Source organism: Paenibacillus sp. FSL R7-0216 (assembly GCF_037969915.1).
Classification (GTDB): Bacteria; Bacillota; Bacilli; order Paenibacillales; family Paenibacillaceae; genus Fontibacillus; species Fontibacillus rhizolycopersici.
In genome coordinates this window covers 3,264,540-3,284,577 of sequence record NZ_CP150222.1, presented here as the reverse complement: position 1 = coordinate 3,284,577, position 20,038 = coordinate 3,264,540, and the positions used below count along the sequence as shown (strand labels likewise).

Here is a 20,038-nt window from a genome sequence, read left to right as displayed (position 1 = left end):
AGTTAAATTTCGTATAGGGTTCTACTTGCGCGGGTTTTGTTTGGACGAGCGAAGGATAGATAAAAAATACGCTCCCTAACAGGAAAGTTCAGCCGCTGTCCTGTCAGCAACAAAAACCGAGAGGGTGCTCGCATGCGTTACGCCCTAAGCAAGACTCTATCCAGTCTTCATCAACAATATATATTATATGAATTTAGGGGGTAAAGTCAATAAGTGTTTTTGTTGGGAAAGGAGGTATTTTGTCGATAGGGCTTTTGGCCTAAAAAAATGCCATGAACCTTAGGAATTATAATGCAAAACCCTAAGGAAGATAGTAAAATAGAGTTAACAGACATGAACGGATCCGGCGGAGATGGACAAGCTTGAACTTCAGGGAAGGAAGCTTGTCCGTTTGGTGTTTATCGTAAGTTGAAGGGCTAAAATCCAACGCAGCATATAAAAGGAGCTTTTTTTATGGCCGATCAATCCATGGGTCAGCCGATGCTGAACCTGAATCACGCTTCTGGCCTGCAGCGGCTCGATGATGGCGACAATTATACGGATTGGCTGCGGCAGCTTGATATCACTGTCCATGATTTCCCCTACATTGAGTCTATCTTAAAACAGGGGTACGCGGAGTGGCGAAAGCTGGTAAGTGCAATGCCGGAACTTGGTAAGGCCGACTTTTTCATTTCCGGCAGTCGCGGCGAAGTGCTGCTTGCCGATTCGCTTGATCCGGGAGGGCCAATCAGCCCGACCTGGCCCAAGCCGATGGAAGAGGCGATCCTGCAAAGCCTTCGCGAGCATAGAGCGGTCACAGCCGAAACAGCGGACGGTGTTTATGTTGCCGTGCCGGTGTTTTCCCGCATTCATAGCGATTTGTTCGCTTCATTTGGTTGCTGCTTGCATGATTGCGGCGCTACGGCGGCTGTTCTGTTCGCCAAAATGGCGGCACAACTATTTCAATCTTGCTTTTATAAGTGTTTTGAAGGCTTGTTCGTTTCCGATCTGCTGCGCGTTCAGCAGCAGGCCAAACGCGAAGAGCAGCGCCGTTCCAAGCTTTTTCAAGTCGTGCAAAAGCTCCATGATAAGATCGATGTGGATTCGGTCCTGACCGAAGTGTTTGAACGGGTTTCCGGAATGTATCCCGCAGCCAAGTTGGAGCTGTTGATGTCCCAGGATCACTTAAGCCGCGATCCGCGGGTCAAATCGCTGCAGCTGCATGGACAAGGCGATGAGCTGCTTGTAAGGGCGTTCATGGAGGGGCGGATGCAGGTCAGGGAGTCCACAGGTCCAAGTCCCGAAGAAGGCGGCGAGAGAAGGCTGGAAATTGCGGTGCCCCTCAGTGGGAAACAGGGGGTCTATGGTGTTTTTCATTTGCAAATTCAACGGGAAAAGATCGATGATGTGGATCTGCAACTGATCGGTATGCTGGCGGATACGGCTGGCACGGCGTTCGAGAATGCCAAGCTGTATGAACAGTCCAATTTGTTAATTAATGAACTGAGATTGATCAATGAGCTCACCAAACGGCTGAATCAAAGCCTGCGGCTGAAGGAAGTGTTCAAGTTTGCTACCGAAGAGCTGTTGTCGATTTTCAAAGCGGAATATTGCTGCATCTCCCAATTGAATAAAGAACGGGAAACGTTTGAAATTATGTCTAGCAACGTGCCGGGGCTGTCGAAGGAGCATTTTCCGAAAAGCTACGGGTTCAGTGGACTTGTCTATTCCACGCAGGAGCCGATCATTCTCTCGGACTTTCAGGCATATGGTAAAGTATCCTCGAGATTTATGGAGGAGACGGATTCCCGTTCACTGATCACCGCACCCTTGATCGTTCGGGGAGAGGTCAACGGGGTCATTATGCTGGCACACCGTAAGACCCGCTTCTTCTCCTATGACAACTACAAGCTCCTTCAGGTCCTGTCCTCGCACATCGGCTTGGCGATTGCCAACGCATCGCTGCATGCGGAGGTTCGCCGTATGGCCAATCGCGATATGCTGACCGGACTTTATGCTCGCCACTATGTCGATGATGCGATTCAAGAGTTCCAGAAGAAAGATACGAACGGCTCCTTGATTATCGTTGACATTGACCAGTTCAAGCAGGTCAACGATACGTATGGCCACCAAACCGGGGATAAAATCCTGAAGCAGGTGTGCGCGATCGTCAAGAGCTCGATTCGCAAAACGGATATCGCCGCCCGGTGGGGAGGCGAGGAGTTGGCTGTGTATTTGCCAGGGGCAAGCGCCGATAACAGCTATCAAATCGCGGAAACGATCCGGCTGCGCGTTGCCATGGATACCGATCCACCGGTCACCGTATCGTGCGGCATCGCCGAGTGGATTCGGAGCGACGATAAGCTTAGTGTGGAATCGCTGTTCTATCAGGCGGACATGGCTTTATATAAAGCCAAGAACAGCGGGCGGAATCAAACGCAAATCGGTTCCAGTGACGATGCCCAAGCTCCGTAAACATTCATTCGGATGTTCCTGTTGGTTTTGGACGCTCCGAGCCCTACTTTGGGCCTCGGAGCGTTCTTTATTGCGCGATCCGCTTCGGCGAATAGAGCAGCCGTTCCCGTGGCAGGATACTGCTAGATGAGGTAAGGAGAACAGTCCGGTGGAGAACTGGTGCATTATTGAAGGCGGGGGCTTGCGTATGAGAGGGATGACACAGAGAGGGCTGAGATACCGGTTAGCCGTCATTGTAAACGGGTTGCTGTTGACACTGATGTTGGCGTCCTGTGGGATGAACGAAGCAAAGACGCCGGAGCAATGGTTCGATTTCACTTGGTCAGGGCTCGCGGGTAGCGACACTTTATCGTTCCGCGGTTTAGCTACCTTGCAGCGCGGAAACGAGCATGGGCTGGAGGAGAGTCTAAATTATACGGGTCGCTTACAGAATCACCGAGAATTGAGCATCCGAACTGAGCCGGCAAACAACCGCAATGGCAACCTCGGCAGCCGACTGCAGTCGACGGGATTAGCGAAGCCAAGCGGATGGGAAGCCAAGCTGCGCTTAGAAAACGGAAACTGGCTGGTACAGTCTGACAACCACGATGCCTTGCTGCAAGGGGTTGTGCGGTTGAATCCCTTGGATCAGCTTGAGGAAATCCGCATGGCAGCAAAGAAAACCATCACCTCCGAAAGTGGCGCCGCACGGGGGACGAAGGTACTCCGGATCGAGATGGACCCGGCGGAAGCCAGCATCAGATTAAAGGATCGTCTGCTGTCCGAAATGGAGCTTACACGCGAAGGGGGCATGGAACGGCTCGCGAGTGTTCCGGCTCCGCTTCAGGAGTCGCTGCGCGGCGAGTTATCGAAGATTTGGACGGCGGGGAACGATCAGTTGTCGGCCATGCTCGAGCAGTTGAACGCGACCGTTGTTTATCACTTGACGATTGATCGCAAATCCGGACTTCCCGCCAGGCTAACCTCGGAAACAACGTTAACTTACCTGTCAACCAAGGGCGTACCGCAACGAGAGGTGCTGCGCACTGATAATCGATTCGAGAGCTATAAGTAGTCGTGACATCCTGGGTTAGGCTGACTTTCCGCCCCCATCGTGCTACAATAACAGAAGAATTAACCAATGGTTAAACAACGCGGGACGTTTGAACGGCACGGGTTGCCCAACAAAAGTCCCGCTACGAATTTTGGAGGAGAGTGAGCCAGATGCGAGATCCTAGAGTTCAGAAGCTGGCGGAGAACCTGGTCGGTTATTCCGTAGATGTACAGCCGGGAGAGAACGTCCTGGTCGAAATGATCGGTGATGAACGCGATTTGCTGAAAGCCGTGGTGGAAGAGGTTGGGAAGAAGGGCGGCAATGCCTTCGTCGAGATTACCGATCGCACCGTGCAGCGTGCGCAATTAAAATACGCGACCGAAGAGGGCATGAAGACCTGGGCGGAATACGATTTGAAACGGATGCAGATGATGGACTGCTACATCGGCATTCGCGCCGGTTCTAACGTCAATGACATGTCCGACGTACCTGAAGACAAGATGAAGTTGTACAACTCGCTTTATTCCCATCTCGTACATAGCGAACAGCGGGTAAAACGCACGAAATGGGTCGTGCTCCGTTATCCGAATGCCAGCATGGCCCAATTGGCCAACACGAGCACCGAAGCTTTCGAGGATTTCTACTTCGATGTATGCAACCTGGATTATGCCAAAATGGACCGGGCGCAGGACGCCTTAGCCGAGTTGATGAACAAGACGGACAGAGTTCGGATTGTCGCACCGGGCACGGACCTGAGCTTCTCGATCAAGGACATTCCGGCCATCAAATGCTCCGGACAGAAGAATATTCCTGACGGCGAGGTCTATACCGCTCCGGTTCGCAATACTGTAAACGGTACGATCAGCTACAATGCGGCAACACTGTATAATGGGATCACGTTCGAAAATATCAAGTTCCGCTTCGAGAACGGCAAAATTGTCGAAGCGACAAGCAACGATACAAAACGCATGAATGAAATCCTGGATTCGGACGAAGGGGCTAGATACATCGGCGAGTTTGCCATTGGCTTCAATCCGTACATCTTGCATCCCATGAAGGACATCTTGTTTGACGAGAAGATCGCCGGCAGCCTGCACTTTACGCCGGGGCAAGCGTACGAGGAAGCCGATAACGGCAATCGTTCTTCGATCCACTGGGATCTTGTGCTGATCCAGCGCCCGGATTACGGCGGCGGCGAAATTTATTTCGACGATGTGCTGATCCGTAAAGACGGGATTTTCGTGATCCCTGAGCTTGCGGGATTGAATCCGGAAAACTTGAAATAAGAAGAAATTTCCTTGCTAGGAAAGCGGATTCAATGTATGATTAAAGTATGTAATTTCCAAAGTTAAAGACGGAGGGATCCCTATGGCCACGAACAATGAAGCGGTAGTCGAAATTGCCCAAACTGCAGGCAAATTCACTTCTTCCATTGTGCTCCAAGCGGACAACAAGTACATCGATGTAAAAAGTATCCTCGGCCTCTTCACCACACTCGTAAACACGAAGAGCTATGAGCTTCACGTTCACGGACCGGATGCGGATGAAGCAAAGAAAGCCGTAACCGAAGTGTTCGCCAAGCACGGTTTGGATGTCAAAGTCGTCGCTGAATAACGAAACGAAAGAAACGCTCCCGCTTGAAGCGGGGGCGTTTTTTAATGCCTTCGAATGGCGACACTCGGCGTTTTCTTGTGTTTAGGTTAATTTGAGGAGGTTCTTGTATTGGCCTTCGATTTCGTCTAATATTAAGATTAGAGCAGATTGGTAGGCGATTTTGGACATAGGGGGGAAGAAGCATGACTTCATCTGAGTTGCAGGAGCAACTTAACCTGAAAGCACTTAATCTTCTGAAAGAAGATGCAGATAAAATTGAGAAGCTGATCGAAGTACAGATGGAGAACTTGGCCACACGTTACTGCCCTCTCTATGAGGAAGTGTTGGATACCCAGATGTATGGATTCTCCAGACAAGTAGATTACGCGATTCGCGTCGGACTTATTCAAGAAACGATAGGCAAGCAAATCATCAGCAGATTGGAACGGAATTTGGCTACACTGTATGAAGCCATGAACAATAAACAGCAGTAAACGTAATTTGCCGCTAAATGATACAAGCGTATGCTTACGGAAGGCTTCCGGGAGCATACGCTTGTTTGTTTTTTCTTATTGAGGTTATACCAGGTAGAACGAAACGCCGAGTATGGCATAAACCGCCAGAAGCAGTAAACCCTCATACCAGTTTGTTTGACCGTCTTGGGTGATCGACTTGGCGATGAACACCGAGACGCCAATCGCGGCCAACTCGATCACGGTAAAGACGATATCCATTGGTTTGCCGAATAGATGGCTGACGAAGATCAGCACCGGAGCGACGAACAAAGCGATCTGCAAGCTGGAGCCAACGGCGATCTCTACGGCTGCTCCGATTTTGTTCTTCAAGGCCAGCATGATGGCTGCGCTGTGTTCGGCGGCATTGCCGACGATAGCTACGACAAAGGCCCCGACGAAGAGTTCGCTCAGCCCGAATTCAGCGGTAAACGTGTCAAGCGTATGTACAAGCCATTCGCTGACGAAAGCAACCATAACGGTGGCGATCACCAGGTAGAGGATGGATTGACCTTTTGACCAGGCCGGAGCATGCTCGTGCGGCAACTCCTCTGCGTCTTTCTCACTGATGTCGGCAAGGTAATTCTTATGCGTGACCATGGAGAAGATCAGCCACAGCAAGTAAGCGACGATCAGGATCCCGGCGACGACCAGGCTGAGCGTAGAACGGTCAGCCTCATGGAGAACATGGGTTTGCAGAAATATCGCCGGGACGAACAAGGCGATGATCGCCACGATCATGAGCGAGCCGTTCATGCCAGCCAGGGCGACGTTATATTTTTGCACCTTGTGCTTCAGACCCCCGGCAAACAAGCTGAGTCCGAGGACGAGCAGCAGGTTTCCGATGATGGAGCCGGTAATGCTGGCCTTCACCATATCGAATAGTCCTTCCCGGACGAGCATGATGGCGATAATTAATTCGGCGGCATTACCGAAGGTCGCATTGAGGAAGCCGCCCAGCCGTTGCCCCGCGTAATGCGCTACGCTTTCCGTCGCCCGGCCGAGAAAGCCGGCCACCAGAACCACGGCGATCGCGGAGATGATAAATTCCAAAGTTGCTGACCAATGCGCGTAATGCCCGATGGCACTAAGTGCAAAGAAAATCAGCAGCAATGCAGGTGAAATATACTTTTTCATGGAACACCTCGTGTTAGTCATTTTTTGGCAAAAGCCGAATGTAACAATTTTACTCAAAAATAAGCTGAAGGTCTACATTTGCTTTAAATCGACTTCCGATTTACAATGAAACTAATGAGGTTGAAGGAGGAATGACCATGACCGAACAACTGCAGTTGGATAATGGGCTGATTCGGATTTCAGACGATGTCGTTGCGAAAATCGCCGGAATGGCCGCTCTGGAGACACCGGGGATTGCCGCGATGTCCGGAGGGCTGTCCGAAGGCTGGGCGAAACGGTTAAGCGGCAAAAATGTGCAAAAGGGCGTGACGGTCGAAGTCGGTCAATTGGAGGCGGCCATCGACTTGCGGATTATCGTGTTGTACGAGACGCCGATCCACGAGGTTTGCCGGATGCTTCAGCAAAATGTTCGAGAAGCGGTAGAGAGCATGACGGGGCTTAAAATTGTAGAAGTGAACGTGAAAGTCGAGGGCGTCGCGTTTAAGGACGATGAGATCTGATCGATCCTACCTTGACCTTCTGCAGCATATAGAGTTTCGCTTTCGGCCTCGAATGACCGGATTGCTGGCATAAGCAACAAACACAAAGAAGACTACGGAGCGATTGCTTCCGTAGTCTTCTTTGCGATTAGGACTATTATCCGCGCCGTGTCTGGCTTCGCATTTCAAACGGCGTTGATTCACGAATCACCACCGACTTGGTGCGTTCCTGCTTCACCGGCAGAGACGATTCGCGCGATATACTAAGCACGATCCCCATTGACACCATCGTGACGAGCAGCGAAGAGCCGCCGTAACTGATGAAGGGCAACGTGACGCCGGTCACCGGAATGGTGTTGGTGACGCCGCCGATGTTAACGAAGGCCTGAATCGCGATTAATCCCATGATTCCGACCCCGGCGAGCGTGCCAAACGTGCTTTGACAACGAAGCGATACCAGCAGCCCGCGCCAAATGAAGTAAATATAAAATAGCAAGAAGATCAAAGTCCCGATAAAGCCAAACTCTTCGCCGATGACGGAGAAGATGAAGTCATTATACGCATTCGGCAAATAGTGCAGTTTCTGAATCCCTTGTCCGAATCCGGTGCCGGTGAGTCCGCCATGACCGATTGCGGTGAGCGATTGAATCAGGTTATAGCCGGTTCCTTGCGTATCATGCCAAGGATCCAGGAAGGCCTCGATCCGGCCCATCCGATAATCGCCACCCGCAGCAACGGTCGGATCGGGAGGGTTGATTTTGTCCCACAACGCTCCGACGCCAAGCACGATGCTTGCGCCAAGCACGAGCAACGCGATCGAGCCGAGAATGTGCTTCAAATTGGCGCCCCCGGCGAAAATAATGAGCCCTGCCGTAGCGACGAGAATCAGACAGGAACCAAGGTCTGGCTGGAGCATGATCAAGCCGGCAACGAAGCCGACGATCACCATAACCGGGATATACCCGGTTCTTAAATCCCGAAATCGCTCGCCTTTCTTGGAAATGAGGGCCGATAAGTACAAGATCGTCGTGATTTTGGCCAGCTCCGTTGGTTGAATCCCCAGCGTGCCGATAGTAAACCAGCTGGTCGCGCCATTGATGCGCCCACCGATGAAAGGGACGAGCAACAGCATGATGATGGCCAGAATAAAAATGGGTATAAACAGCTTCTTATATTTCTCGTAAGGGATATTCATCGTCACGAACATACCGACAAGCCCGATCAGGCCGAATATCATTTGCCGTTTGGTAAAATACATCGGGTCATATCCGAAATTTTCGTTGACCAGCGTGATGCTGGAGCTGGAGCTGAATACCATGACGATTCCGAAACCGACCATCAGTAAGGTCAAGATGAGCAATTGAAAATCGGGGGCTCCGCGTCTTGGTTTCTCTGTGCCTTCTTTCATCGCCGTGTCCGCTTAGGCCTCAAGAAGTTCCTTCAATTCCGTCAATTTATGATTGGCGGTCTTCATTACCATTGCGGGAATCTCCGATTCATACTCTAATCCATGCGGAAAAGTGGCCCGCCCCATATAGACCGCTTCGATCGCCAGTACCGTGTCCGGACGTTCCAGTTTGCCTTCTACTGCCCGCGTGTTGATACGGAGGTAGTAGTCACTGTTATTGTATTCGATTTTAAAATCGTATGTAGCGCGATAGTATTCCCATTGCCAGCGTACGAAGCCCACCTTCTCCGCAGCTTCGTCCAAGTATGCCAAATCGCTTTGCAGTCCGTCCAATCCGGTATTTTCTACGATCATTGTAAAGAGTGCCCCCTTAAAAATATTGGTCCAAAAGTTCGCTGTTCAAATTGTGAACTTTCATCAAACTTATCACACTTATCCTCATGATATTATGTTTCCATCGGTTGTGCAAGCATAGGAAAACCTCGCAAATCGGCGATTTCTCGCAAGGTTGACCTGATCCATGAACCCGTTTTCTGCTACAATAAGCTAAATGAGATCGTGAAAGAAAAGAGGAGTGGGACGATGGAGGAGAAGCGATTAAGCGATTTGTTTCCATCCATGGTGGAACGGCGGCGGCACTTACACCGTCATCCGGAGCTTTCCTTCATGGAGAAAGAGACTTCGGCGCAGATCGCCGGAATCTTGCGGGGGCTAGGCATCGATACGGTAGCCAACGTCGGCGGGTTTGGACTCGTGGCCAAAATTCGGGGGGAGCTTCCCGGCAAAACGATAGCGCTTCGAGCCGACATGGACGCGCTGCCGATCCAGGACGAGAAAACGTGCGAGTACGCCTCTTTGCACCCCGGCGTGATGCACGCCTGCGGGCATGATGGCCATACGGCTACGTTGCTGGCGCTGGCCGAATACTACAGCCGGACCCAAGCGAAGCTGCGCGGAGAAATCCGACTGCTCTTCCAGCCGGCGGAAGAAGTGTGCCCTGGCGGGGCAAAATCGATGATCGAGGAAGGGGCGCTGGACGGGGTAGACGTCATTTACGGAGTTCACTTGTGGACACCCATTCCCGTCGGCATCGTGGCGAGCGCCCCGGGACCGCTGATGGCCTCGACCGATGAATTTTTCATCGATGTGCAGGGGCGTGGGGGACACGGCGGCATGCCGCACAAAACGGTGGACAGTGTAGTAGCCGCTTCGGCACTGGTGCTGCAGCTTCAAAGCGTTGTGAGCCGTTCGGTTGATCCGCTGGATCCGGCCGTCGTCACGATTGGCTCCATCCAGGGCGGCACGGCGCAGAACATCATCGCTGACCGCTGCAGGCTGTCCGGTACGGTTCGTTGCTTCCGTGAGGAGACAAGAGAGCTGATTCGCGAGCGAATCCATGTTATGGCTAAAAATACGGCAGAGGCGTACGGCGCGGAAGCCCAAATCAACTATATGATGGGTTACCCGAGCTTGGTGAACGATGAAGGTGAATACCGCCGATTTATGAAAGTGGCTCCCGGTGTATTCGGGCTTCGGGCCGAGTTGTCGCCGAAGATTATGCCGGCGGAGGATTTCGCTTACTATTTACAGCAAGTGCCGGGCTGCTTTATGTTCGTCGGGGCCGGAAACCCCGACAAAGGCGCGATTTACCCGCATCACCATCCGAAATTCGACATCGACGAGGACGCCATGCTGCATGCGGCGGGTCTGCTGGCCGCGATGGCGGAATCCTATCAGGACGAACACGCATAAACCGCTTCCTTCTTTGGCACGCTATGTCCGAAGGAGGGATATATGTTGAAAAAAGTTAGCGAAATCATGACCGATGACATCGTGACTGTGACCCCACAAGATAATGTCTATGAAGTGGCGGTAAAGATGAAAGAAAACGACACGGGGTTTATTCCGGTGGTCGAAGGCGGGGATAAGCTGATCGGCGTTATCACCGACCGGGATTTGGTCATTCGCGGGATCGCTGAGAAGCGGCCCGGCTCTACCGCGGTCGATGAAGTGATGACCAAAGGGATCAAAACCGCTTCCCGCGACATGTCGGTGGATGAGGCGGCTGAACTGATGGCCCAGCAGCAAATTCGCCGGCTTCCGGTATGCGAAGGGGATCGCTTGATCGGAATCGTTTCGATCGGCGATATGGCCGTGCGTAACATCTTTGCCGACAATGCGGGAGAAGCTTTGTCCGAAATCTCGGAGCAGGTGCATTAGGAGATGGAAACAAGCGGGAGAGGTGCGCGGCCAGTGCGGCGGACTTCTCCTTTTTGCTGATTGCGGCGAACTGAACTAAAGGAGGGCAAACCGATGAATGAAACGGGAGCATGCATCGTTCAAAGAGATTTGACGGTGCTGCTGGAGAAGGAGCATCCCGGCTTCGATACGGCACGGGAGCAGTTATCCCATTACGCCGAGTTGGTGAAGAGCCCGGCTTTCTATCATACATATCGAATCACCCCACTCACTTTATGGCACGCCGCTTCCTGTGGAATCGACGCGGACCAAGTGCTGGATCAACTTGCGTCCTTGGCCCGGTACGGGCTGCCGAGTGGTGCTGCCGAAGACATCCGACGCTGGATGGGCCGGTATGGGCAATTAAAGCTGCGTCCGATTCCTGGGGAATCGGACCGGCTGGAATTGGAGTGCGACGATACCGTTGAAGCCGGCTTCCTGGAGCCTATAGCCGGCCAACTGGCTTTGCCGGCGGGGACATGGTGCCTGGTGGACGAGCGACGCCTCCATTTGCCAGCCTCGTGCCGCGGCTCCTTAAAGCAGGAGCTTGCCCGGCTGGGCTATCCCGTGCTGGACGAAGCAGGGTATCATCAAGGCCGCACCCTCGAGATCGTACTTCGGCAGGAGCTGGACGAGGGGCGTCCGTTCCTGCTCAGACCGTATCAGCGGGAAGCCGTCGCTGGATTTGCCAGCGAGACGGGCGACGGCGGCAGCGGTGTCGTGGTGCTCCCCTGCGGTGCGGGCAAAACTGTGGTTGGTCTTGCGGCAATGGAAAGGTTTCAATGCGAGACGTTAATTCTGACTTCCAATGTGACTTCGGTGCGCCAATGGATTGCCGAGTTAAATTCGAAAACAACGCTGCCTGCCGAGGCGATCGGGGAGTATTCGGGCGAGAAAAAACAGGTCAAGCCGGTTACCGTATCTACGTATCAAATATTGACGCACCGCTCGCGGAAAGAGGAAGGCTTCAAGCATATGTCTTTGTTTAATGAACGTGATTGGGGGCTGATCATATACGATGAAGTGCATCTACTTCCGGCACCGATCTTTCGCGCAACGGCCGACATCCAAGCGACGAGACGCCTCGGCTTGACCGCCACGCTGGTTCGAGAGGACGGCTGCGAGCGGGATGTCTTCTCCCTGATCGGACCGAAGCGGTACGATGTTCCGTGGAGAACCCTGGAAGAAAGCGGGTTTATCGCACAGGTTGATTGTCAGGAGATCCGGGTGGCAATGCCTGAACCCCAGCAGGACAAATACGTTCAAGCCGAAGGACGGGAGAAGTTTCGCATCGCTGCGGAAAATCCATACAAAAACGAGATTGTACGGCGGCTTTTGGATCGGCATCGGGATCGTCAGGTGCTGGTTATCGGACAGTATGTAGACCAACTGCAGTGCATGGCAAGGGAGCTTCAAGTCCCGCTCATCACCGGAAGTACACCCCAGGCGGAGCGTGGCAAACTGTTTCAGGCTTTCCGCGATGGGGAACTGCAGGTCCTGGTGGTTTCGAAAGTCGCCAATTTCGCGGTAGATTTACCAGATGCTTCGGTGGCCATTCAAATATCCGGCAGTTTTGGCTCACGCCAAGAGGAGGCCCAGCGTCTGGGCCGGATCTTGCGGCCGAAGCGGGACGGCAGCCGAGCCTATTTTTATACGCTTGTTTCGGAGAACACCCGGGAGCAAGAGTTTGCTTTACGGCGGCAGTTGTTTTTGCTGGAGCAAGGTTATGAATATGCCGTGCTGAGAGATCGGGAGGGGGTTGAAGCATGAGCAGGGGACCAAGTATGTCGGCTTATGAAGGCGAGCTTCCTTTGAAGGAGATGCGGAATGCGAACTCGTTGAATGAAGCCGAAATGCAGGCGCTTCAGCTCCTGTTTCGCCGCTTTGCCGGTCAGCCGTTTAAGCTGGAACAGGCCAACGCCGCTGCGGCCGGAGACGTAAGCGGAGCGGACATACGCGCAGCGCTTCCGGCGTTGCTGCGCTCCGGAGACCTCGCCGCGGTGCGCAAAGCTTGGGGCGAGAAGCTGTATTACCTGCCGCTGGACCGGCTGCTGGGAATAGGGGACGCGTGGGGGTACGCGGAGCTGCGAGAGCAGGACTCTACGCGGGTTAGTCTGCAGCGGGAGGCGAAACCGGGCTTAGCGATGGATCTGTTCCGCGCCTTAACCTGGATCGCAGGAAATGGGCTGCGAATGACGGCAAAAGGGACAATTCATCAGAAGGAACGCGGCAAGCTGGAAGCGCGGATCGCGTTGAAAGCGGAGGACGTTGCCGATCTAAAGCTAAACTATCCGCATCCGGACGTGTATTCACCCGCGCTTGCCGTCGCGCTGGATCTAATGCTGGCGTTGGGGTTGATCGTCAAGGAACGGGCGTTATGGCGGGTTCATCCGCCGGGATTGGCGGCGTGGCTATCCTTTGACCTGCAGGCAATGAACGTCGTCCTGATGCACGAAATGCTGCAGCGCTATGTACCGGCAGATGCCGCGTTACAGCATGTTGTTTTGCGAATGACGGCGGCGGATTTGAGAACCGGCGTTTGGTATTCGCTCGAGGAATTGCTCGGCTCACTCCAAGACCAGGGGCTGCTGGGACCGGACAGCAATCCGTCCACGGAGCGCCAAGTCTGGATCCAAGGTTGGTTGGACACCCTTTGCGGCTGTGGCTGGATGGAGCTCGGCAGCCATCCTGAGGACGGTGCAATGTTCCGTTGGCTGATCGAACGGAGCCCTTCTTCGCCAGTGACATCTCAAGCCTCTGAAGGAAAGCTGATTGTACAACCCGATTTCGAGCTACTCGTTCCGCCAGACGTGCCCTTTACAGTCCGTTTCGAACTGGAGGCTTATGCCGAGTTGGCTTCGTCCGGCATGATGAGCATCTATCGACTGACGCGTGCGGGGCTGGAGCAGGCTTGCCGCATGGGTCGTACCCCACAAGACATCCTGCGGCATCTGGAGGCGTGTTCTGCCGGCATACCAGAGCCGGTTCGCGAGGCGCTCCTCCAGTGGGGACGAGAAATCGGTCGGACAACGCTGGCTGATGTGAAGTTGCTGATCTGCGCCGATGAGGAAGCCGCAGATCGTATCGGCAGCCTGCCGCTATTGGCCGATAAGCTAGAGCGGATTGGCCCGCTCCATTTTCTCATGAATCCGGGTTGCGAGGTGGAAGTTCTGAAGATCTTGGACGGAGAACGTTTGGCTCCCGTCAACCGGGCTTCGCAAGATCCGGACGAACCGATGTATCCGAAGTTGACGGAGATGTCAAATCCGAATGGCGAGAATCGGCAACCTCAGGAAAACCAAGGGTGGATTTACAAAGGAGCGGACTTGCATTTTTACGAACCGGATCTTGATCCGCCAGACATTGAGGAGTTGTTCCCGGGATGGACGGAATTGCCAGCCATGTGGTGGAGAGAATTGAGGAAGTATCACGCATCGACCGCACGAGAACTCGTGCAACGAGCCTTGGCCTGGCAAGCCAAACTGATGGTGCAAATCGGTGAGGAGGCTATTCTTTACGTACCGCTTACCGTGGAAGGTGAAGCGGATTGGAGAGTTAAGGTGCGGACGCTCCCTTCTTCCGAAGAACCGTCAAAGGAGATCGTTCTTTCCCCCGGGGACTGGCAAGCAATTCGCCTCATTCTCCCCGCAGGTTTACGCTAAACGGGAGATTAGGAAGGATGAACCTCTTCTGCTCGCTAAAGGATTGTGGTATGATAATGTCGTCTACCTCAGGGTGGAACATTTCACATCAAAGCGAGATGAAAATTCATGAGCGTAATCGAGAAGAACACGGTCGACATGGCCGAAGTGCTGACAAACGCCTATGAATTAGGCGATATGATAAATCAATCCGCCGCCGTATCCGAATACTTATATTGGAAGCAGCGCGTGGAGGAGGATAGCGAAATTCAGGCATGGGTCAAGAAACTGGAGGCTCAGAAGGAGCTGTTCCGGGAGACCGAGCGTTTCGGACACTTCCACCCCAACTATCACGAAGCGAAGGATAAAGTGGCTGAGGTAGAGCGGGAATTGGAACGCTTCGAGGCGGTCCGCAAATTCAAAGCGGCCGAGAACGAGCTGGACGATATTCTTCACCAAATGTCGGAAATGATCGCTTATGCGGTTTCAACTACGATCAAGGTGCCAAGCAATGATCCGAACCCAAAAGGCGGCTGCGGCAGCGGCGGAAGTTGCGGCTGCGGCTAATGCAAATAGGCAGCCGAGAATTCCGGAAGAAGCGGCGGAGCCGCTGACTTTCCGGAATTTTCAATAGTTGAGGAACGGGAGGGGGAAAGTCATGTTTCCGGAGCGTACAGGCTATATCATTTGGGTCAGCGACTTAAAAGCGGCAAGGAACTTGGATAAATACGGAAGCGTGCATTATTTGTCCCGCCGGATGCATTATGTGGTGATGTATGTAAACACCGATCGGGCGGAGGAAACGATGCGGAATATCCGCAAGCTTTCTTATGTTCGCAAGATTGAGCGGTCTTACCGCGGAGAAATTAAAACGGAATACACCAAAGACGTCCCGGATAAAACCCGCTTCTATGGATTGTAACCTTCCCCAATTAAGGGGCGTCAGTGCCGTGCAGCGAACACCTTCGTTGCGCGGTATTTTTTTGCCGAAAATCGCCGTAGGACGGATGACCTGCATAGGTTGATGAGACTAAAGTTCTAAAATACTCCTTTTTCTTGGGAAAAGAGAGCTTTGACCTTGTAGAAAAATAGGGTTTGTTGTAATATAATAGGCGAAAGTGCTTAGTTAAAAAGACCTAATTCAATCGTCTTCTATTTTTACAGACCTATTTAATGCGAGGTGCGGCATGAGAGACCGGGCAACGGAACGCTGGAGAACCTATGAATCCTTCCATATTGCGCTAGGGGACAAGAGAGTTGCCGATATCGTAGTGACGAATCATGCCAAACTCAGATATCAGGACAGAATCGATCGGGACAATATCGGGTTTGAACAGATTGCCGGATGGGCATGGGAATGTCTGAAGCAGGGCCGGATTACGCCGTACTATCGGAAGGAAGAGGACGTCTACCTGATTGATGACGATCTTGTGATGGTCGCTGAATTTGCGGAAATTCCGGGCGAATTTGATCTCTCCGGACGCCCGATGCACCGCATGATCATTGTAACCTTCCTGGGACGGATGTCGGAAACCATCGAACTGCGCGATTTGAAATCTTATTATTCCTGGTTGCGCCATTCCCGGCGAATGACGTTGATGAAGAATAGCCGCAAGCGCCGATAGGATGGTTACGGTGGAAAGTAGATGATGAAGAGGCTATGGAATCAAGCATGCTGGGTGACGGCATGCTTTTTTTGTTGGTCCGGGCATGCTATTGTAGGGGAAAGAACGAGAAAGGGGAGTGCCGGACGATGGCGTTGAACTACCACCAGCTCCATATTTTCTATACGGTGGCGCAACGGGGCAGCTTCTCTGCAGCCGCCCAGGCGCTGCATATGACGCAGCCTGCGGTCACGATGCAAATCCAATCGCTCGAAGATTACTTTGGCACCAAGCTGCTGGTCCGGTCCACGAAAAAGATCGAATTAACCGAAGCCGGGCATACGCTGCTTCCGTTCGCTCGCCAAAGCGTGGAATTGATCCGCGAAACGGAACAGGCGATGTCGCGGCATACCTCCATGTTGGAAGGGCGGTTACAACTCGGTTCCAGCTTGACGATCGGGGAATACGTCCTGCCCCGGTTGCTAGGGCCATTCGGCCAACGGTATCCGCATATTTCGATCGTCATGAAGGTGATCAATACGACGCAAATCATCGATGAAATCATGAATCACCAGCTTAATTTCGGATTGGTCGAAGCCCCGGTTCAGCATCCGGATATGGTATCCGAGCCCGTTATGGAAGACGAACTCAAGCTGATCGTTCCTGCCGGTCACCCGTTGTCGGGGAGAAAATCCGTCACGATGGAGGAAGCGGTTCATTACCCATTCGTGCTGAGAGAGAAAGGCTCCGGCACCCGCCAGGTGATGGAGGATGAAATGCGCAGGCGAGGGGTCGATATCAGCCGAATTCACACCGTTATGGAACTCGGAAGCACCGGGGCGGTGAAATCAGCGGTGGAGGCCGGAATCGGCATCACGATCATTTCGCCTTCTTCCGTGAAGCATGAGCAGGCGCTGGGACTGCTGGAGGTGCTGGATATTGAAGGGCTGTCCTTTAAACGAATGTTTTATTCGATTCATTTGAAATCGACGCTGCTACCGGTTACCGCGGTGACATTTTTAACCTTCTTGCGGGAATATCCGCAAACGACTTCAGGGCATAGCTCACCTTAAGGAGGGGATGGACATGGAAAAGCAGACGGCAATGGAACGTTATGACCTACATACGCACACTCAAGCTTCGGACGGGATGAATCAACCGGCGGAAAATGTGAGGTTAGCCAAAGAGAAAGGGCTAACGGGCTTGGCCATCACGGACCATGATACCGTTGCCGGGATCGCGGAGGCACTGCTGGCCGGGAAAGAGCTTGGATTGGACGTCGTCCCCGGCATCGAAATCAGTACCCGGGTCGGAGAAAAAGATATTCATGTACTGGGGTACTTTGTGGATCCGGAGGATAACCGGTTTAAGGAGCGGTTAGCCCGGCTGCGCTTGGTGCGAGAAGAGCGGAATGGGTTGATTATCGCTAAGCTCGAGCAATTAGGCCTTTCGATTACACTGGAGGAGGTGAAGGCGGGGCTATCCCGACCGCTGCGTCCGGATGAAAGCCTCGGTCGACCCCATATCGCCGATACCCTCGTCCGCAAAGGGTATGTGTCCGATATGCGGGATGCCTTTGATCGGTATTTGGCCGAAGGCAAACCGGGATACGCCTCGTTGCCGCGCATCGCCCCGGAGGAGGCAATTGTCTGGATCCGTGAGGCGGGCGGTGTGCCGGTGCTGGCTCATCCAGGTCTATACAGCGATGATGATTTGGTACGGTCGATCGTAGAGCGCGGGAAGCCGGCCGGGATCGAGGTGTACCACTCCGACCACGGGCCGGAGGAGGAGCTCCGTTATGCTGCGATGGCTGAGAAGTATGGGCTCATCGTCACCGGCGGGTCCGATTACCACGGCGTGCGGCAGGGCGTCGTATTCCATGGGGATTTGGGCGGACGCACGGCTCCGCCAGGGACGGTTGAACGGCTGAGGCAGACGGCGGCAGCTGCATGGGCAGAAGGGAACTGAAAAAACGGTGTTCCGAAGGGGTTATGAATCTTGAATCCCTTTGGAGCACCGTTTATTTATGGAGCAAATGCAAAAGTGCAGCAGTTTCGGATGAGTTCAACTGCACTTTTGCATTTGGACCTTCATATGGGCGGGCGGTCCTTCCCACGCGAGCCTCGATCATCAGCCGTTTTTCACCGTATTCGGCAATGCCTTAATCATCTGCTCCTCCGGCGTGACGAATAACGTCCGCTGATGGTCGTAAATCACGAAGCCGGGTTTGGCACCGCTTGGTTTGCGGACGTGACGAATCAACGTGCAGTCGACTGGGACGCTGCTCGATTGCTTCGCCTGGCTGAAATAGGCGGCGAGCTGCGCGGCTTCATTCAGCGTTGCGTCACCATACGACTCGCTGCGGATCAGCACGTGCGAACCTGGAATGTCTTTGGTGTGCAGCCAGGTATCGTTGGGTTTGCCGAGCCGGTTCGTGACGTATTCGTTTTGCAGGTTGTTTTTGCCAACGTAAATTTCGATGCCCTCCGACGAGGTATAGACATGCAGCGTCGGACGATCGCCTTTTTTCTTCTTCTTCCCCCGTTTGGCCCGATCCCGTAAGTACCCTTGCTGGGTCAGCTCCTCGCGGATCTCGTCGATATCGCTTAACGTCGCGTCATTCAACTGCTGCAGCAAGCCTTCGAGATAGGCGACTTCCCCCTTGGCTAGTACCATTTGCTCGTCGATGACGGCGAGGCTGTTCTTGAACTTGTTGTATTTCTTAAAATAACGCTGGGCGTTCTCCGAAGGCGTCAGCAGCGGATCCAACGGAATCGTCTCCATCTTCTGCTCTTCATCGTAATAGTTGACCAGTTCAGCGGAGGTGTCGCCTTTATGGATCGCATGCAGCGAAGGAAGGAGCAACTCACCCCAGATGCGGTAACGTTCGGCGTCCTCCGCTTCGTTCAAGTCTTGCTCCAAGTTGGTCAGCTTCTTTACATTTTTGTTCCGCTCGTTCTGCAGGAAACGTAGCAGGTCGCTCGTCTTTTGCTTGACCGTATCCCGCAGTGCTTTATCCCCGTAGTAGTCCTCCATGCATTCGCTGATCGAAGGGTAGGTGCGAATTTCCTCGCAGGCGCTTGTGAGCCGAATAGCGGAGAAGATGCTCTTCCCCTTTGCGTTCTCGCCGGTCATGGGGGCGTATTGTTGGCCGCGAACCTCCTCCATTAATTCGGAAAAAGCCTGCCACAACCGCTCCGCCTCCTCCGGGTTCAGCCCGATCTCCATCGCGGCAACGCCAACTTCGGCACGAGCGTAGATTTCGCCGGCCATCAGCGGACTTAGTCCGCCAAAGGCGTCGACCAGCCATCCGCTGCCAGTGCCTTTGCCTTCGGCCGTTGCCGCTCGCCAAGCAGCCATAAAGGACTCGCGATCCGCTTCAAGCGGATTGCGCTTATGCTGCTCCGGCGGCGCCGTATAGGCGAACCCGGGCATGACGACCCGGTAGCCGGAAATCGCCGGCGTTACGTGATGAATTCCGTCCAACTGGGTCCCGGTGGCCGGATCGACCAGAATGATGTTGCTGTGTCGTCCCATCAATTCGACGATGATTCGTTTGATGGATAAGTCGCCGAGCTCGTCGCGCGTACGAACGTCGATATGGATGATCCGTTCCATGCCGACCTGGGTCACGGCTTCAATGCTGCCACCTTCGCAGTACTTGCGCAGCAGCATGCAAAACATCGGCGCCTCTAGCGGATTGGGAAATGACGCTTCCGTGAAATGAACCCGCGGATACGTCGGGTTTGCCGACAGCAAGAGTCGTTTGTTGCCAGCCTGCGTGCGCAGGTGAAAGACGAGATCGCTCCCTGCAGGCTGATGTATTTTATTGATGCGACCGCCGATGCAAACTTGCAGTTCGTGTACGATCGCTCGAGTTACGATACCGTCGAGTGCCATTTTATGAGATTCTCCTATTCTTTTCTTATAAATGAAAGA

Annotated in this window: 19 protein-coding genes; 15 read left to right on the top strand and 4 right to left on the bottom strand. The window is 53.4% G+C overall.

The window, feature by feature from the left end; genetic code table 11:
- Window positions 1-453 precede the first annotated feature (453 nt).
- The 5 genes from MKZ15_RS14975 (at window position 454) to MKZ15_RS14955 (ending at window position 5,574) form a co-directional block, all read left to right on the top strand.
- On the top strand, window positions 454-2,454 hold the full coding sequence (locus tag MKZ15_RS14975) for a diguanylate cyclase (RefSeq protein ID WP_339816707.1): 2,001 nt from the start codon (window positions 454-456) through the stop codon (window positions 2,452-2,454).
- 148 nt (window positions 2,455-2,602) lie between these two features.
- A complete protein-coding gene (locus MKZ15_RS14970) occupies window positions 2,603-3,508 on the top strand; it encodes a hypothetical protein (protein ID WP_339816706.1) in 906 nt (301 codons plus the stop codon).
- Between the two features lie 149 nt (window positions 3,509-3,657).
- On the top strand, window positions 3,658-4,773 hold the full coding sequence (locus MKZ15_RS14965; RefSeq protein WP_339816705.1) for an aminopeptidase: 1,116 nt from the start codon (window positions 3,658-3,660) through the stop codon (window positions 4,771-4,773).
- Between the two features lie 82 nt (window positions 4,774-4,855).
- Window positions 4,856-5,101 carry an HPr family phosphocarrier protein gene (locus tag MKZ15_RS14960; protein ID WP_155605553.1) on the top strand — a complete coding sequence of 82 codons (246 nt, stop codon included), beginning with the start codon at window positions 4,856-4,858 and terminating at the stop codon, window positions 5,099-5,101.
- Between the two features lie 182 nt (window positions 5,102-5,283).
- Window positions 5,284-5,574: a DUF1507 family protein gene (locus tag MKZ15_RS14955; protein ID WP_155605552.1), complete on the top strand. Its 291-nt coding sequence runs from the start codon at window positions 5,284-5,286 to the stop codon at window positions 5,572-5,574.
- A gap of 84 nt (window positions 5,575-5,658) precedes the next feature.
- On the opposite strand, the gene cax is transcribed toward MKZ15_RS14955, so the two are convergent.
- Window positions 5,659-6,729 (bottom strand): calcium/proton exchanger, encoded by a 1,071-nt coding sequence (cax, locus tag MKZ15_RS14950; RefSeq protein WP_155605551.1) that lies wholly within the window; start codon window positions 6,727-6,729, stop codon window positions 5,659-5,661.
- A gap of 137 nt (window positions 6,730-6,866) precedes the next feature.
- Here cax and MKZ15_RS14945 point away from each other — a divergent pair, with 137 nt between their 5' ends.
- Window positions 6,867-7,229: an Asp23/Gls24 family envelope stress response protein gene (locus tag MKZ15_RS14945; protein ID WP_016311598.1), complete on the top strand. Its 363-nt coding sequence runs from the start codon at window positions 6,867-6,869 to the stop codon at window positions 7,227-7,229.
- Window positions 7,230-7,365: 136 nt separating this feature from the next.
- Here MKZ15_RS14945 and ftsW read toward each other — a convergent pair whose 3' ends face one another.
- Both ftsW and MKZ15_RS14935 read right to left on the bottom strand, forming a co-directional pair.
- Window positions 7,366-8,616 carry a putative lipid II flippase FtsW gene (gene ftsW, locus MKZ15_RS14940; RefSeq protein ID WP_155605550.1) on the bottom strand — a complete coding sequence of 417 codons (1,251 nt, stop codon included), beginning with the start codon at window positions 8,614-8,616 and terminating at the stop codon, window positions 7,366-7,368.
- 12 nt (window positions 8,617-8,628) lie between these two features.
- Window positions 8,629-8,970, bottom strand: coding sequence for a YugN family protein (locus MKZ15_RS14935; protein WP_155605549.1), 342 nt, complete (start codon window positions 8,968-8,970; stop codon window positions 8,629-8,631).
- A gap of 228 nt (window positions 8,971-9,198) precedes the next feature.
- On the opposite strand from MKZ15_RS14935, the gene MKZ15_RS14930 reads away from it, so the two are divergent.
- From MKZ15_RS14930 to MKZ15_RS14890, 9 genes are all read left to right on the top strand, one after another.
- Window positions 9,199-10,368 carry a M20 family metallopeptidase gene (locus MKZ15_RS14930; protein ID WP_155605548.1) on the top strand — a complete coding sequence of 390 codons (1,170 nt, stop codon included), beginning with the start codon at window positions 9,199-9,201 and terminating at the stop codon, window positions 10,366-10,368.
- 45 nt (window positions 10,369-10,413) lie between these two features.
- A complete protein-coding gene (locus MKZ15_RS14925) occupies window positions 10,414-10,836 on the top strand; it encodes a CBS domain-containing protein (RefSeq protein WP_155605592.1) in 423 nt (140 codons plus the stop codon).
- A 93-nt stretch (window positions 10,837-10,929) separates the two neighbouring features.
- Window positions 10,930-12,624: a DNA repair helicase XPB gene (locus MKZ15_RS14920; protein WP_339816703.1), complete on the top strand. Its 1,695-nt coding sequence runs from the start codon at window positions 10,930-10,932 to the stop codon at window positions 12,622-12,624.
- Window positions 12,621-14,516, top strand: a complete 1,896-nt coding sequence (locus MKZ15_RS14915; RefSeq protein WP_339816701.1) for a helicase-associated domain-containing protein — start codon at window positions 12,621-12,623, stop codon at window positions 14,514-14,516. The genes MKZ15_RS14920 and MKZ15_RS14915 overlap by 4 nt, the downstream gene beginning before the upstream one ends.
- A 108-nt stretch (window positions 14,517-14,624) precedes the next feature.
- Window positions 14,625-15,062, top strand: coding sequence for a YlbF family regulator (locus MKZ15_RS14910; protein ID WP_155605545.1), 438 nt, complete (start codon window positions 14,625-14,627; stop codon window positions 15,060-15,062).
- 91 nt (window positions 15,063-15,153) lie between these two features.
- Complete coding sequence (locus MKZ15_RS14905; protein WP_155605544.1) at window positions 15,154-15,417, top strand: YlbG family protein; 264 nt, start codon at window positions 15,154-15,156, stop codon at window positions 15,415-15,417.
- A gap of 265 nt (window positions 15,418-15,682) precedes the next feature.
- On the top strand, window positions 15,683-16,120 hold the full coding sequence (locus tag MKZ15_RS14900) for a hypothetical protein (protein WP_155605543.1): 438 nt from the start codon (window positions 15,683-15,685) through the stop codon (window positions 16,118-16,120).
- A 128-nt stretch (window positions 16,121-16,248) separates the two neighbouring features.
- Window positions 16,249-17,172 carry a selenium metabolism-associated LysR family transcriptional regulator gene (locus MKZ15_RS14895; RefSeq protein WP_155605542.1) on the top strand — a complete coding sequence of 308 codons (924 nt, stop codon included), beginning with the start codon at window positions 16,249-16,251 and terminating at the stop codon, window positions 17,170-17,172.
- Between the two features lie 13 nt (window positions 17,173-17,185).
- Window positions 17,186-18,067: a PHP domain-containing protein gene (locus MKZ15_RS14890; protein ID WP_339816699.1), complete on the top strand. Its 882-nt coding sequence runs from the start codon at window positions 17,186-17,188 to the stop codon at window positions 18,065-18,067.
- Between the two features lie 162 nt (window positions 18,068-18,229).
- Here the strand turns inward: MKZ15_RS14890 and MKZ15_RS14885 are convergent, their stop codons facing one another.
- Window positions 18,230-19,999, bottom strand: coding sequence for an NFACT RNA binding domain-containing protein (locus tag MKZ15_RS14885; protein ID WP_339816698.1), 1,770 nt, complete (start codon window positions 19,997-19,999; stop codon window positions 18,230-18,232).
- Window positions 20,000-20,038: the final 39 nt, after the last annotated feature.